Below are 14,103 nucleotides of genomic sequence, written 5' to 3'. Positions count from 1 at the left end.
GCCGTACTTCGCCGGTCTCGGGATCGATGCGCCGCTTGTCGGTGACCGTTACGTGTTCCTGATTCCCTTCGGTCACTTGGACTCCCGGTCGTCGTCGACCACCTCCGCGTCCACGACGTCATCAGCTGAGCCGGATGAGCCGCCGGACTCGGCGCCGCCCGCGTGGTCGCCGGCGGCCTGAGTGGCCTCATAGATCGCCTGTCCGAGCGCCTGAGACTCCTGGCCCAGCTTCTCCATCGCCGACTTGATCGCGGAGATGTCGGTGCCACCCAACGCCGTCTTGGCTTCGGCCACCGCGGCGTCCACCTTGTTCAGCGTGTCCTCGGGGACCTTGGAACCGCCTTCGGCCCCGCGCTGTTCGGCGACGAACTTCTCCGTCTGGTAGACCAGCGTCTCCGCCTGGTTGCGGACGTCGGCCTCCTCGCGACGCTGGCGGTCCTCCTCGGCGTGCGCCTCGGCGTCCTTGATCATCCGGTCGATCTCCTCCTTGGACAGGCCGGAGCCCTCCTGGATCTTGATCGTGTTCTCCTTGCCGGTGCCCTTGTCCTTGGCCGTGACGTGCACGATGCCGTTGGCGTCGATGTCGAAGGTGACCTCGATCTGCGGGACACCGCGCGGAGCCGGCGGGATGCCGGTCAGCTCGAAGGAGCCGAGCAGCTTGTTGTGCGAGGCGATTTCGCGCTCACCCTGATAGACCTGGATCTGCACCGAAGGCTGGTTGTCATCGGCCGTGGTGAAGGTCTCCGACCGCTTCGTCGGGATCGTGGTGTTGCGCTCGATCAGCTTGGTCATCACGCCACCCTTGGTCTCAATACCCAGGCTCAGCGGCGTAACATCAAGCAGCAGAACGTCTTTCACCTCACCCTTGAGCACACCGGCCTGCAACGCGGCGCCCACGGCCACCACCTCGTCGGGGTTGACGCCCTTGTTGGGCTCCTTGCCGCCGGTGAGCTCCTTGACCAACTCGGTCACCGCGGGCATACGGGTGGAACCGCCCACCATCACCACGTGGTCGATGTCGGAGACCGAGATACCGGCGTCGGAGATCACCGACTTGAACGGCTGACGGGTGCGGTCCAGCAGATCCTGCGTGATCTTCTGGAACTCCGCGCGGGTCAGCTGCTCGTCGAGGAACAAGGGGTTCTTGTCGGCGTCGACGGTGATGTAAGGCAGGTTGATCGACGTGCTCTGGCTCGAGCTCAGTTCGATCTTGGCCTTCTCGGCGGCCTCACGCAGCCGCTGCATCGCCATCTTGTCCTTGGTCAGGTCAATACCGCTGGTGCCCTTGAACTTGTCGACAAGCCATTCGACGACGCGGTCGTCCCAGTCGTCGCCACCCAGGTGGTTGTCACCGCTAGTGGCACGGACCTCGACCACACCCTCGCCGATCTCGAGCAGCGAGACGTCGAAGGTGCCGCCACCCAGGTCGAAGACCAGGATGATCTGTTCCTTCTCGCCCTTGTCGAGTCCGTAGGCCAGCGCCGCGGCGGTGGGTTCGTTGACGATACGCAGCACATTCAGGCCGGCGATCTGGCCGGCTTCCTTGGTCGCCTGACGCTGAGCGTCATTGAAGTAGGCGGGCACGGTGATGACCGCGTCGGTGATGTCCTCACCGAGGTACGCCTCGGCGTCGCGCTTCAGCTTCATCAGCACCCGGGCGCTGATCTCCTGCGCGGTGTATTTCTTGCCGTCGATCTCGATGGACCAGTCGGTGCCCATGTGCCGCTTGACCGAACGAACGGTACGGTCGACGTTGGTCACCGCCTGGTTCTTGGCGGGCTGGCCCACCAGCACTTCACCGTTTCGCGCGAACGCGACGACGGACGGGGTGGTCCGGGAGCCCTCGGAGTTCGCGACGACGACGGGTTCGCCACCCTCGAGAACTGCGACGACGGAGTTGGTGGTCCCGAGGTCGATGCCGACCGCACGAGCCATAGTGATTCCTCCTGAGTAGTAGAGCTTCTTTCGTGCACTATGCTGAGTGAACCCCGCTCAAGCCTGCCCCTGGGGGCGCTGTGGTGTCAACCCAGGCTTGAGTCTGATTCGCTCAACTTCTTGACCATCCTAACGGCGGGCCCCGCCATCTTGTTCCCGGGGTGCCTCGTCGACTGTGCGTTGAGGGCTTTGACTGTGCGTTGAGGGTTGAGAATCGCCGAAATTCGCGCCCTCAGCGCACGCTCGACGCCCTCAGCGCACGCTCGACGCTCCGCGGCCCGGAATCTTTTCCTCGATCAGCGAGAACAGGGCGCGGGTGGCCGGGCCTGGCGGGCGGGTCGCAGACATCGCGACGTACAGGCGCCATCGGAGGTCGTAATCGGCGATCCGGATCGTCGCCAAACCGGAATCACCGATCTCGTCGAGGATGAACCGGCTGAGAAAGACCCCGGCGGCGGCGAAGGCCTACGCTGACGGAATACGGCTACACCAAAACGATTCGGCTGGCCACCAACCGCGACGAGCTGACCTACTGGAACGCCGCCGCCAGCGTGCAGGCGAGATAGGCACGAATTGCGCACCATCGCCCTCGAAGAGCACTACGCAACAACGGAATTCCTGAGCGGACCCGGTCGCTGGCTGGCATCGCGCCCGGGCATAGCCGAACCGATCAGCGATCTCGGTGACGGCCGCATCGCGGCGATGGACGACGCCGGGGTCGACCTTGCGGTGCTGTCGCTGGCGGCACCGGGAGTAGAGCAGCTGGACGGGCCGGAAGCCGCTCGGTTGGCCCGTGCATGCAACGACGAGCTCGCGGCGGCGGTCGGGCGATACCCGGATCGGCTCGCGGGGTTTGCCGCCTTACCCGTCAGCGCGCCACGGGCGGCGGCCGAGGAACTCGAGCGGACGGTGCGCCACCACGGCTTTCCCGGCGCGGTGATCAACGGCCACAGCCAGGGTCGCTACTTGGACGATCCCTTCTTCGACCCCGTCCTATCCCGCGCGGCTGAGCTGAACGTCCCGATCTATCTGCACCCGACCATTCCGCCGACGGGCGTCATCGAGTCGAGCTATACGGGGTTCTCGCCTGAGGTCACGTTCGCGCTGGCGACTGTGGGCTGGGGCTGGCACATCAACACCGCAACGCATGTGCTGCGCCTGATTCTCGGTGGTGTGTTCGACCGATACCCTTCATTGCAGATCATCATCGGGCACATGGGCGAAGCGACGTCGTTCATGCTGCCGCGGTTCGACGCCACGCTAAAACCCGAACTGACCGGCCTGCGGCATCCCGTCAGCACCTACCTTCGGCAGAACCTGCACTACACCTTCGCCAACTTCAACGACGAAGCGACCTACGCCAACCTGGTGGCGCAGGCCGGCGTTGGCCGCGTGTGCTTTTCGGCCGACTACCCGTTCGGGTCGATGCGAGCGGCACGCGCGTTCTTGGACAACCTGCCCTTGACTTACGACGACCGGGCGCTCATCAGCCACCGCAACGCCGAGCAGCTGCTGGGCCTTTAACTCCGCCGATCATCATCCTGCGCTTGGCGCATCCATGCGTTAGCCTGAGCTGTCCCGGGCCACCACGGCAGGAGCTCGATGCCACCGCTAGACAGCGACGCCGCGCGGCTGACGCGCGAAGACGCGGGCTATCACAAGGGCCTCAAAAACCGCCAGATACAGATGATTGGCCTTGGCGGAGCCATCGGAACCGGCCTTTTCCTCGGTGCCGGTGGAAGGCTTGCGTCGGCGGGGCCCGGGTTGTTCCTGGTTTACGCGGTCTGCGGCGTCTTCGTGTTCTTGATCCTGCGTGCGCTCGGCGAACTCGTGCTGCACCGCCCGTCCACGGGATCCTTCGTGTCCTACGCCCGCGAATTCTACGGCGAGAAGGTGGCTTTCGCGGCGGGGTGGATGTATTGCATGAACTGGGCGATGACCGGGATCGTGGATACCACCGCGATAGCGCACTACTGCCACTACTGGCACGCGTTCCACACGATCCCGCAGTGGACGCTCGCGTTGGTCGCGTTGGTGGTCGTGTTGTTGATGAACCTGATCTCGGTCAAGCTGTTCGGTGAACTGGAGTTCTGGGCCTCGTTGATCAAGGTGCTGGCGCTGGTGACGTTCCTCGTCGTCGGCACGGTCTTTCTGATCGGGCGGTTCAAGGTCGACGGTCAGGACACCGGCACGGCGCTGTGGGACAGCCACGGGGGCCTCCTGCCGGCCGGCCTGCTGCCCCTGGTGCTCGTCACCTCGGGGGTGGTGTTCGCCTACGCCGCCGTCGAACTGGTCGGCATCGCCGCCGGGGAGACGGAGAATCCGGAGAAGATCATGCCGCGGGCGATCAACTCGGTGGTGTTTCGCATCGCGGTCTTCTACATAGGGTCGACGATCCTGCTGGCGCTGCTCCTGCCACACACCGCGTATCGGGACCACGTCAGCCCGTTCGTGACGTTCTTCTCCAAGGTCGGATTCGGTGGGGCGGGCAGCCTGATGAACATCGTGGTGCTGACCGCCGCGCTCTCGAGCCTCAACGCCGGCCTGTATTCCACGGGCCGCATCCTGCGGTCAATGGCGATCAACGGCAGCGGCCCGAAGTTCACCGCACCCATGTCGAAGAACGGCGTGCCGTACGGCGGGATCCTGCTCACCAGCGCCATCGGCCTGTTGGGCATCGTGCTCAACGCGGTCAAACCGAGCCAAGCGTTCGAGATCGTGCTGCACATCGCCGCCGTGGGCGTTGTGGTGGCCTGGGCAACGATCGTGGCTAGCCAGCTGCGGCTCTACCGGTTGGCACGCGCCGGGAGGGTGCAACGGCCGCATTTCCGGATGCCGCTGGCCCCGTACAGCGGCTACCTCACGCTGGTGTTCCTGGCCGGCGTCGTGATCCTGATGCTGTTCGACAAGGTGCAAGGCCCCTGGCTGCTGGGCGCCATGCTCTTCGGCACCACGGCGCTCATCGGCGGTTGGTTTGCGGTCCGCCATCGGGTCCGAGCAGCGGCCCAAGACACCACCGCGCCGACCTCACTCCCCACTGACCCATCCGTGGCGGCCTAAAGCGCGTCTATGTCGAATCCGCCGGCGAGGTCGCTGCAGTCGACGATCTCGACGTCGTGCCTGCCTCGCAGGTAGGCCCCCGCGCCCTGATCGCCCGATAGCCCGCTCAGCACCGCCGGCCAGTGTCGGCGCGCGATGACCACCGGATGTCCCGGCCGGTCGCCGTAATGTGCCCGCGCCAGCCCGCTGCCGGACGCAACGGCACGGCCCAGGACCCGCGCCACCACGGCGGGACCGACATCGGGAGTGTCGATGACGTGCAGCACCGCGTAGTCCGCGTGCGCGCGGTCGGCCTGGGCCAGACCGGCGCGCACGGAGGCGCTCAGGCCCTCGTCCCAGTCCGGCGCGACGATCGCGGTGACCCCGACCGGGGCCGCGACCTCGGCAGCGCCCAGGACCAGGACGACGTCGGCGCAACCACCACCTTGGAGCGCACCAACCGCCGCCGGAAGCCAGCCCTCTACCAGTACCTTCGGCTTGCCATACCGTCGGCCGGCGCCCGCGGCCAGCAAGACTCCGACGCTTATCGGCGACGATAACGACACTCTCCTATGATGGCATCGGGCTTCTCATTGAGCGACAATCGGATGGAGCGCGATGACACAGGACGTGCAAAGGGCGCCCACTGCCCCGGCGCCCCGGTATGCCGGCACGCGCGTCCAACGGGTGGAGGACAGCCGCCTGCTCACCGGCCGCGGCAGCTTCGTCGACGACATCTCGCGGCCCGGAATGCTGCACGCCTGCTTCGTCCGCAGCCCGTTTGCGCGCGCCCGGATCAACAGCATCGACGTGTCGGCGGCGCTGGCGCTGCCCGGTGTGCGCGCGGTGTTCACCGCCGCCGACCTCAACCCCGACGTCAGGGAGTCTTGGCACGCCGTCGCGGGCAAGGACGTCCCGGACACCCCGCGGCCGCCGCTGGCGGAGGGCGAGGCGAAGTTCGTCGGCGACCCGGTTGCACTGATCGTCGCCGAGAGCCGGTATGTCGCCGAGGACGCGCTCGAACTGGTCGACGTCGACTACGAGCCGCTGCCCGCGATCACCGACTTCACGCAGGCTCAATCCTCGGATGTGCTGGTGCACGACAGTTACGCCAACAACGTCGCGGGCGGGATGGGCGGAGCACCTCCGGACGAAGAGGTTTTCGCCTCGGCGGCATGCGTCGTGAAAGAGCATATCTACCAACAGATCTATGCGCCGGTGCCGATCGAGACCCGCGGCCTGGTCGTCGAGTGGGCGGCAGCCTCCGAAGAGCTCACCCTGTGGGCGTCCACCCAGACTCCGCACGAGTTGCGCGCCTTCTGTGCGCGCCTGTTAGGCATTGCGGCACAACGCGTTCGGGTCATCATGCGCGACACCGGCGGCGGCTTCGGCCAGAAGGTGGTCCCGATGCGCGAAGACATGTGCATCATGCTGGCCGCCCGCAAGGTGCCGGCGGCCCTGAAATGGATCGAGGACAGGCGCGAGAATCTGATGTCGGCCGGGCAGGCCCGGCACGTCGACGGCACGGCGCGGATGGCGTTCGACGACGACGGCAACATCGCGGCCGCGGATATCGACTTCGTCCAGGACATCGGGGCCTATCCGACGCCGTATCCGGTGCTGACGACGGCCGCCATCGGCATGTTCTTCCCGGGGCCCTACCGGGTGCCCAAGGCCAGCTTCAACTACAAGACGGTCTTCTCCAACACCAGCGGCCTGGCGTCCTACCGGGGACCGTGGCAATACGAAACGCTGGCGCGCGAAATACTTCTCGATATCGCCGCGCGCAAGTTGGACACGGACCCCGTCGAGCTGCGGCGACGAAACTTGTTGCGCCGCGACGAGATGCCCTACTTCAACCCCAATGGCATGCCGTATGACCACGTCGCCCCGATCGAGACGTTCGAGCAGGCGGTGAAAATCCTTGACCACGAAGGTTTTCGCAAGGAGCAGCGCGAAGCGCTGGCACAGGGACGCTACCTGGGCCTTGGGTTCTCGGCGTACATCGAGCCGACCGGCGCGGCGACCGGCCACCTGGCCACCGAGGGTGCCACCATTCGGATCGAGCCGACGGGCAAGATCAACGTCTACGTGAACGGCGGCTCAAGCGGAAACAGCCTGGAAACCACCGTCATTCAGCTGACCGCCGACGCGCTGGGCGCCGATATCGACGACGTCGCCACCATCCAGGGCGACACCGCGATCACGCCGTACGGAGCCGGGACGCAGGGCAGCCGCAGCGGCCCGATGACCGCAGGAGCGGTCGAGGAGGCCGGGACCATCCTGCGTGAAAAGATCGTGGCGCTCGCCGCGCATCACCTGAAGGTCGCCGAATCCGATGTGGAACTGGCACATTCGACCGCGACCGTACGCGACGACCCATCGAAGCGGGTGACCTTTGGTGAACTTGCCTACCTCGCGTACTACCGGCCCCAGATGCTGCCACCGGGAACGTCACCCGAGCTGGAGGCCACCGCCCGATACGTCGCCAAGGCGCCCATTCTGTGGGCCAACGCGACCCACGCCTGCACCTGCGAAGTGGATCTGGCGACAGGCAAAGTCACGCTGCTGCGCTACATCGTCAGCGAAGACGTCGGACCCATGATCAACCCGGCGATCGTGGAGGGCCAGATCGCGGGAGGAACGGTGCAAGGCATCGGCGGCGCGCTGATGGAAGACCTCGTCTACGACGGCGACGGCAACCCGCTGGCCACCACATTCGTCGACTATCTGCTGCCCACCACCACCGAGGTCCCGCCCATTGAATTCGGCCACGTCGAGATACCCGGCCCGGGGCCCGGCGGGTACAAGGGTGCCGGCGAGGGCGGCGCCATCGGTTCGGTGCCGGCGGTGATCAACGCCATCAACGACGCGCTCGCGCCGCTGGGTGTGGCGATCACCCGGCTGCCGGCCAGCCCGGCGTCGATCGTCGCGCTGCTGACCGAGGGGGCCGGGTGAAACCGGCCTCGTTCGATTACCACCGCCCCGACACCGTCGAGGATGCGGTGAGCCTGCTGGCCGAATTGGGCTATGACGCAAAGATTCTGGCGGGCGGCCAGAGCCTGGTGCCAATGCTGTCGATGCGGCTGGCCTACTTCGACCATCTCATCGACATTTCCCGACTCCCCGAGCTGCAAGGCATCGACCGCAGGGGCCAAGAACTATGGATCGGCGCGGGGACCACCGAGGCCGCGGTCGGCGCCGATGCTCAAGTCCGCCGGGAGGTTCCACTGCTGACGCGGGCGACGCCGTTCGTCGGGCACTTCCAGATCCGCAACCGCGGCACCCTCGGCGGGTCGATCGCCCACGCCGACGCCGCGGGCGAATACCCCGCTGTCGCGCTGACCCTGGATGCGGTGATGGAGGTGCTGTCGCCGCGCGGGCGGCGCGAGATCGCCGCCGCGGACTTCTTTGCCGGTGTGTGGGAGACGACGATGGAATCGGATGAAGTGCTGACCCGGGTGCGGTTCCCCTTGTGGAACGGCAGATCCGGATTCTCGGTCCACGAATTTTCCCGCCGGCATGGCGATTTCGCGATCGCAGGCGCGCTGGTCGCCGTACAGCTCGATGACCAGGACCGGGTATCCCGCTGCGCGATCGGGCTGCTGGGCCTGGGCTGCACGCCCAGGCGCGCGACGTTGGCCGAGACCGCGGTCATCGGCAAGCCGGTCAGCGAGCTGGTGCCCGAGGAGATCGGCCGGGCGGCAATGGCCGGCCTCGACGACGTTCCGGCCGATCTGCAAGGGTCGGCCTCATACCGCACCAGGGTGGGCGCCACCATGGCCGCGCGCGCCTGGACCCAGGCCGTAGCGGAAGCGGTCGCGGGGGCAAGCAATGCATGAACAACCAGTCCAGTTGTCGGTCAACGGGACTCCGATCGCGGCCAATGTCGAACCACGCATGACGGTGGCGGACTTCCTGCGGGACAAGTGCGGACTCACGGGCACCCATCTCGGCTGCGAACACGGGGCGTGCGGTGCCTGCACGGTGCTACTGAACGGCGATGCCGCGCGGTCGTGCCTGATGTTCGCGGTCCAGGTGGACGGCATGGAGGTGACAACGATCGAGGGCATCGCGTCGCCGGACGGCACGCTGTCACCCGTCCAATCGGCGCTGCGGGAGTGCCATGGACTGCAATGCGGCTTCTGCACGCCGGGTTTCGTCATGTCGCTGACGGCGTTGCTGCGCGACAACCCGGATCCCACCGACGACGAGATACGCGAAGGCCTGTCCGGGAACTTCTGCCGCTGCACCGGTTACCAGGGCATCATCGCCGCCGCTCGTCGGGCCGCCGAGACAGAGCAGGTCACGCGGCGGTAAAGCTTCTCCATCGAAGCGGCATTTCCCCGCACCGTAGGCGCGTCACTACAGTCACTTCCGTCACTTCCTGCGTAACCTGAGTCCTGAAATCTGACATTTTCGGGAGTTGCGCGTGCGGTTATCGCAAAAGGCACGGTGGGGTCTGGCCGGTGGATCGCTGCTGCTCTCGCCCGTGCTGGTAAGTGCCATGCCGGTTTCGGGCTGCAGTTCCAGCATCGACGGCAAGCCGATCGCGTCGCCGGGGGCGGGGCCAACCGAACCCACCGTCCCCACACCTCGGCCGAGCACCGCAACCACCCCGCCGCCGACGCCTACTCCGACGTCCGCGACTTCGGCCGCACCGACAACGCCTGCGAGCCCCACCGCCCCGGCCGGCGCCATCCCGCTCCCGCCCGACCAGAACGGTTACGTCTTCATCGAAACCAAGTCCGGCGTGACGCGCTGCCAAATCAACAAGGACAGCGTCGGGTGCGAGGCACCGTTCACCAACTCACCCCTACAGGAGGGTGAACACGCCAACGGCGTCAGCGTCACCGCCGAAGGCAACGTTCAGTGGGTGCTGGGCAACCTGGGGGCCATCCCGACCGTCACCATCGACTACAAGACCTACGACGCGCAGGGCTGGACGATAAACGCCACCCCCGACGGCACCCGTTTCACCAACGACCACACCGGCCACGGCATGTTCGTCAGCATCGACAAGGTCAACACGTTTTAGGCACAGTTCACAGCACCATTTCGCCGCCGGCTGAGACCGTCAGGCTGGACCGCTCAGCAGTGGGGTGCCCAGCACCGCTGGTTGGGGCAATAGGTCGAACGTGCGAGGTTCACCATGGATCCGACGTCTAAAATCGTAACGCCGTCCGGGTCCAGGTTGGCGTGGACGTGGTTGGCGATCTGCTGTGGCGTCCAACCCCACCCGAGATCGTCACAGATGAGATGTGCCATCCCGATCATGGCCTCGTCGTGGCCCGGCGGCCACGTGAGGCCGATGCCGCGCAGCTGAGCGAGGTACGCGTCATTAACTGGATCGGCAGTCGCGGTCGCAGCGCTAGTAACCAGGGCTGCGCCAACCATCATCGGGACGGTCAGTGTGGCCAGCAAGCGAGGTGAGAGCATTTGATGTGCTTCCCTTCTTTTTGGGTCTTCTTGGCGTTGACGGTGCCTTCAGTGTGCGGGTCCAAAACGCCACAGATATGAAGAATAGAGAAAACGTATGAAAAGCTGAATGGTCGGCTTTTCGGCATGGCGAAATCGGGTGGCGCCTCGCAAACATGTTGTAGCCCCCCGATTCTGGTGACGCGCACCCCGTCGCCACCCGAATCTCGACAATGGGAAGTGTATTAGGTTTCAGCCCGCCGGCGAGCGACCGCACCAACGTCACAACTTGACTCCAACGCGTCCTGACTTGGCCGGCCGGGCAGTTTGGCAGGTGATGTCAGTACCATCGGTGCCGTGGCACGCAATGGCCCGCCGGACGACTTCAACAATCAACCGACCCAGTACGCCAACTTCGGCGTGGGCGGACGCCCGCCGGCGGGCGGACCCCCACCAAGCGCTTCGCCCCCTCCGGAAGCCCTGCCCGACGACGAGCAGCCCGAGTCGCTCGACCCTCTCGACCAGGAAACCGAGCCCACGCCGTGGTACCGCAAGCCCGTGGTGCTCATCGTGTGGGTCTTGGCCGTTCTGATCTTGATCGCCCTCATCGTCTACGGCATCGTCGAGCTGATTCACGGGGGCCAAGGCACCAGCCACACCCCGAGCAGCACCAGCACCAGCATCAGCCCGACGACGACCACCACCACTGCCACCACGCCGGTGCCCACCCCCACGACCACTGAGTCGCCCACCAGCAGCGCGGTCGAACCGCCGCAACAGCAGCCGACCTACCAGCCGACGCACCAGCCAACCCAGCAGCAGCCAACCCATCGTCACCATCTGCCACCGCTGCCGTCGGTGATCACGATTCCGGAGGTGCCGACCGTGATTACGCTGCCGCCCGGCCTCTCTTGAACATTGCCGGCAGGCCTGTGACCGGGCCACGCTTCTAGACTCGCTGGAATCCGTAGCCGTGAGCCAACAGACACAGGGGTGTGCGATATGAGCGAGTCGCTCGGGTTGTCGATCGGGGTGGCCAACCTGGTTGCGGCGCGCGTGGGCAGTGCTCCGGTGACCCGGAGTTCCGTGCTGACGCTATTCGAGCACCGGCCAACCGAAATCGGGCTGCCGGAAGAAAACCCGAATTTGGCCGAGCCCGGGCTGGTGCTGCGGGGATTCGTCGACCGGGTCGGAGACCGGGCCCCGTTGGTGGCGGCCGACGGGACGAAGTACCTCGGTGCGGCACTGACGGTCGAAGCGATCGAAGCGATGGCACGCACCGTCGGCTACGGGACACCGATCACCATCGCGGTCCCCGCGTACTGGTCCGAGGCCCAGTCCGCGGCGCTGCGTGAGGAGTTTTTCGCCCAGCCGGATTTGGCGCGCCACGGTGTGCCTCCGGTTTTGGTCTCCGACGCCACGGCGGCGCTCGCGGCGCTGCGCGCCACACCGGGATTCCCGACCGACGGCGTCGTTGCTCTGTGCGATTTCGGCGCCAGTGGCACCAGCTTCACCCTGGCGAACGCCGCATCGAACCTTCAGCAGATCGGTCCGTCGGTGCGCTACGCCGAGTTCTCGGGCGACGCAGTCGATCAGCTCATCCTCGATCACCTGCGGGGGACTGCGCCGGATGCCACTACCGGCGACCTCGCCGGCACCGCGCGAATCGGCTCACCGACCCGCCTGCTCGGCCAATGCCGCCGTGCCAAGGAACAACTGTCGACGGCCACCATGACCACAATCGCGGCGGATTCCGGCGCGGATGTCCGGCTGTCCCGAACCGAATTCGAACAGCTGATCTCCGAACCGCTGGACCGATTTGTCAGCGCGTTAGAAGCTGCCTTGCAGCGCAACGGGATTCCGCGGTCCAGCCTGGCGGCCGTGGCGACCGTCGGCGGCGGCGCCAGCATCCCGCTGCTCACCACGCGACTGTCGGGCCGGCTGCAGGTGCCGGTCCACACCACACCGCGCCCCGCGTTCAGCGCCGCCATCGGCGCGGCGGTGCTCGGTCAGCAGCCAGCGTCGGCGGGCGTCGCGACCGCGGCGGGTCCCATGGTCGAGACCCCGACCGAATTGGTCGACACCGCCCAGGCCACCGAGGGGAACCGTGCTGTGGCGTGGTCGCAAGACGCCGACGAAGGAAACGAGCCGGTGCCCTACACGGGACCCGACATGACTGGCGAATACGGCCGGGAGGCAACGGGATCGGGCTATGCGGCCGATGACCGCTACGCCGCCGGGACCGCCCGGCTGCCGTGGTACAAGCGCACGGCGCTGGTATTGAGCGTGGCCGGCGCGGGCGCGGCGGTGCTGGTAGCGGCGGTGCTGGCGCTGACCCTGGGCCACAGCAAAACCAACCCGGTCACCCCGCCGAACGAACCCGCACCACCACAAACGTCGCAGACCGTGACCATAACCGAGCCGAACAACAGCACCACCATCACGGTGATCCCGCCACCGCCGCCGCCGTCCACACAGCCGCCCGCCAGCACGACGGCGAGCCAGCCGCCCAGCACGACTACCCCGCCGACCACGACGACCGCCCAGCCGACCACGACGTCGCAGGCGACCACCACCGCGCCGTCAACGACGACGCGAGAACGACCGACGCCGCGGCCCGAGCCCCCATTCCGGCACTAACGCGGCCGACGCTGGACCTAACCGCAGGCCAGAGGCACCGGCAAACGAAAAGTTAGGGCAGCCTCTCTCGCGTCGAAGCCGCGGGGATGTAACGATGAGCAGGCCTAAGCAGCAGGCAACCAGCACGCCGGGGATAACTATGTATTGGGGAGACGTTCTGTGACCACGCAGATGCTCATCAGACTGATAGTGGGCATGGGCCTGACGCTGGTCGTGCTCGCATTCGCTGCACGGCGGGTCCTGTGGCTGTACAAGCTGACGATGTCCGGCCAGCCGGCCACCGGGCGCACCGAGGACGTCGGCACCCGGATCTGGACGCAGATCGTCGAGGTCTTCGGGCAGCGCCGCCTGCTGAAGTGGTCGATTCCGGGCCTGGCGCACTTCTTCACCATGTGGGGCTTCTTCATCCTGCTCACGGTCTACATCGAGGCGTACGGGTTGCTCTTCCAGGAGAACTTCCACATCCCGATCGTCGGCCGGTGGGACGCGCTGGGCTTCCTGCAGGACTTCTTCGCGACCGCCGTCTTCCTCGGCATCTCGACCTTCGCCATCATCCGGCTTCGCAGCGAGCCGAAAGAGTACGGTCGCCAGTCGCGGTTCTACGGCTCGCACACCGGCGGCGCGTGGCTGATCCTGTTCATGATCTTCAACGTCATCTGGACCTACGTGCTGGTCCGCGGTTCCGCGGTCAACAACGGCACGCTGCCCTACGGCAAGCCGGCGTTCCTTTCGCACTTGTTCGGCGCCATCCTGCGTCCGCTCGGCCAGCCGGCCAACGAGATCATCGAAACGACGGCCCTGCTGCTGCACATCGGGGTCATGCTGGCCTTCCTGGTGATCGTGCTGCACTCCAAGCACCTGCACATTTTCCTGGCGCCGATCAACGTCATGTTCAAGCGGCTGCCCGACGGGTTGGGCCCGCTGTTGCCGATGGAATCCGGCGGCAAGCCGATCGACTTCGAAAACCCGCCCGACGACGCCGTTTTCGGCCGCGGCAAGATCGAGGACTTCACCTGGAAGGCCATGCTCGACTTTGCGACATGCACCGAGTGCGGGCGCTGTCAGTCGCAA

General features: G+C 66.3%; 12 protein-coding genes and 2 pseudogenes. 9 read left to right on the top strand and 5 right to left on the bottom strand.

The genetic code is table 11. The features are described from left to right. From ACLP4W_RS17705 to ACLP4W_RS17695, 3 genes and pseudogenes are all read right to left on the bottom strand, one after another. Nucleotides 1-76: pseudogene (locus ACLP4W_RS17705) on the bottom strand (nucleotide exchange factor GrpE); the annotation flags it as partial. After that, a complete protein-coding gene (gene dnaK / locus ACLP4W_RS17700) occupies nucleotides 73-1,935 on the bottom strand; it encodes a molecular chaperone DnaK (protein WP_442388100.1) in 1,863 nt (620 codons plus the stop codon). The gene dnaK and the pseudogene ACLP4W_RS17705, both read right to left, overlap by 4 nt. 252 nt (nucleotides 1,936-2,187) lie before the next feature. Further along, nucleotides 2,188-2,337 carry a hypothetical protein gene (locus ACLP4W_RS17695; RefSeq protein ID WP_442388098.1) on the bottom strand — a complete coding sequence of 50 codons (150 nt, stop codon included), beginning with the start codon at nucleotides 2,335-2,337 and terminating at the stop codon, nucleotides 2,188-2,190. Between the two features lie 171 nt (nucleotides 2,338-2,508). Here ACLP4W_RS17695 and ACLP4W_RS17690 point away from each other — a divergent pair, with 171 nt between their 5' ends. After that, the gene (locus tag ACLP4W_RS17690; protein WP_442388096.1) at nucleotides 2,509-3,459 is read left to right on the top strand and encodes an amidohydrolase family protein; all 951 of its coding nucleotides are present in this window, start codon (nucleotides 2,509-2,511) and stop codon (nucleotides 3,457-3,459) included. A gap of 78 nt (nucleotides 3,460-3,537) precedes the next feature. After that, nucleotides 3,538-4,995, top strand: a complete 1,458-nt coding sequence (locus tag ACLP4W_RS17685; RefSeq protein ID WP_442388094.1) for an amino acid permease — start codon at nucleotides 3,538-3,540, stop codon at nucleotides 4,993-4,995. Here the strand turns inward: ACLP4W_RS17685 and ACLP4W_RS17680 are convergent. Next, nucleotides 4,992-5,540: a nucleotidyltransferase family protein gene (locus tag ACLP4W_RS17680; protein ID WP_442388092.1), complete on the bottom strand. Its 549-nt coding sequence runs from the start codon at nucleotides 5,538-5,540 to the stop codon at nucleotides 4,992-4,994. The two genes, ACLP4W_RS17685 and ACLP4W_RS17680, sit on opposite strands and share 4 nt — an antisense overlap. Before the next feature lie 52 nt (nucleotides 5,541-5,592). Between ACLP4W_RS17680 and ACLP4W_RS17675 the strand changes: the two genes are divergently transcribed. The 4 genes from ACLP4W_RS17675 (at nucleotide 5,593) to ACLP4W_RS17660 (ending at nucleotide 10,012) form a co-directional block, all read left to right on the top strand. Next, entirely contained in the window at nucleotides 5,593-7,932 is a 2,340-nt protein-coding gene (locus ACLP4W_RS17675) for a xanthine dehydrogenase family protein molybdopterin-binding subunit (RefSeq protein ID WP_442388091.1), read from the top strand. Further along, nucleotides 7,929-8,816, top strand: coding sequence for an FAD binding domain-containing protein (locus tag ACLP4W_RS17670; RefSeq protein ID WP_442388089.1), 888 nt, complete (start codon nucleotides 7,929-7,931; stop codon nucleotides 8,814-8,816). Before ACLP4W_RS17675 ends, ACLP4W_RS17670 begins: the two co-directional genes overlap by 4 nt. After that, nucleotides 8,809-9,294 carry a (2Fe-2S)-binding protein gene (locus tag ACLP4W_RS17665; protein ID WP_442388087.1) on the top strand — a complete coding sequence of 162 codons (486 nt, stop codon included), beginning with the start codon at nucleotides 8,809-8,811 and terminating at the stop codon, nucleotides 9,292-9,294. Before ACLP4W_RS17670 ends, ACLP4W_RS17665 begins: the two co-directional genes overlap by 8 nt. Nucleotides 9,295-9,406: 112 nt before the next feature. Next, nucleotides 9,407-10,012: a hypothetical protein gene (locus ACLP4W_RS17660; protein WP_442388085.1), complete on the top strand. Its 606-nt coding sequence runs from the start codon at nucleotides 9,407-9,409 to the stop codon at nucleotides 10,010-10,012. A 53-nt stretch (nucleotides 10,013-10,065) separates the two neighbouring features. Here ACLP4W_RS17660 and ACLP4W_RS17655 read toward each other — a convergent pair whose 3' ends face one another. Next, nucleotides 10,066-10,413: a DUF732 domain-containing protein gene (locus ACLP4W_RS17655; RefSeq protein WP_442388083.1), complete on the bottom strand. Its 348-nt coding sequence runs from the start codon at nucleotides 10,411-10,413 to the stop codon at nucleotides 10,066-10,068. Nucleotides 10,414-10,749: 336 nt separating this feature from the next. On the opposite strand from ACLP4W_RS17655, the gene ACLP4W_RS17650 reads away from it, so the two are divergent. The 3 genes and pseudogenes from ACLP4W_RS17650 to ACLP4W_RS17640 all read left to right on the top strand — a co-directional run. Then, nucleotides 10,750-11,307 (top strand): hypothetical protein, encoded by a 558-nt coding sequence (locus ACLP4W_RS17650; RefSeq protein ID WP_442388081.1) that lies wholly within the window; start codon nucleotides 10,750-10,752, stop codon nucleotides 11,305-11,307. 87 nt (nucleotides 11,308-11,394) lie between these two features. Next, on the top strand, nucleotides 11,395-13,032 hold the full coding sequence (locus ACLP4W_RS17645) for an Hsp70 family protein (RefSeq protein WP_442388079.1): 1,638 nt from the start codon (nucleotides 11,395-11,397) through the stop codon (nucleotides 13,030-13,032). A 159-nt stretch (nucleotides 13,033-13,191) separates the two neighbouring features. Next, nucleotides 13,192-14,103: pseudogene (locus tag ACLP4W_RS17640) on the top strand (FeS-binding protein); the annotation flags it as partial.

It is taken from the genome of Mycobacterium sp., from assembly GCF_052145595.1.
In the GTDB taxonomy this organism is placed as follows: Bacteria; Actinomycetota; Actinomycetes; order Mycobacteriales; family Mycobacteriaceae; genus Mycobacterium.
The sequence above is the reverse complement of the archived record's forward strand: the minus strand, read 5'-3'. Positions and strand labels throughout refer to the sequence as shown.

Coding starts and splice junctions, on each gene's coding strand:
- ACLP4W_RS17675 (WP_442388091.1), top strand. CDS start 5,593: ATGACACAGGACGTGCAAAGGGCGCCCACTGCCCCGGCGCCCCGGTAT.
- ACLP4W_RS17665 (WP_442388087.1), top strand. CDS start 8,809: ATGCATGAACAACCAGTCCAGTTGTCGGTCAACGGGACTCCGATCGCG.
- dnaK (WP_442388100.1), bottom strand. CDS start 1,935: ATGGCTCGTGCGGTCGGCATCGACCTCGGGACCACCAACTCCGTCGTC.
- ACLP4W_RS17645 (WP_442388079.1), top strand. CDS start 11,395: ATGAGCGAGTCGCTCGGGTTGTCGATCGGGGTGGCCAACCTGGTTGCG.
- ACLP4W_RS17655 (WP_442388083.1), bottom strand. CDS start 10,413: ATGCTCTCACCTCGCTTGCTGGCCACACTGACCGTCCCGATGATGGTT.
- ACLP4W_RS17685 (WP_442388094.1), top strand. CDS start 3,538: ATGCCACCGCTAGACAGCGACGCCGCGCGGCTGACGCGCGAAGACGCG.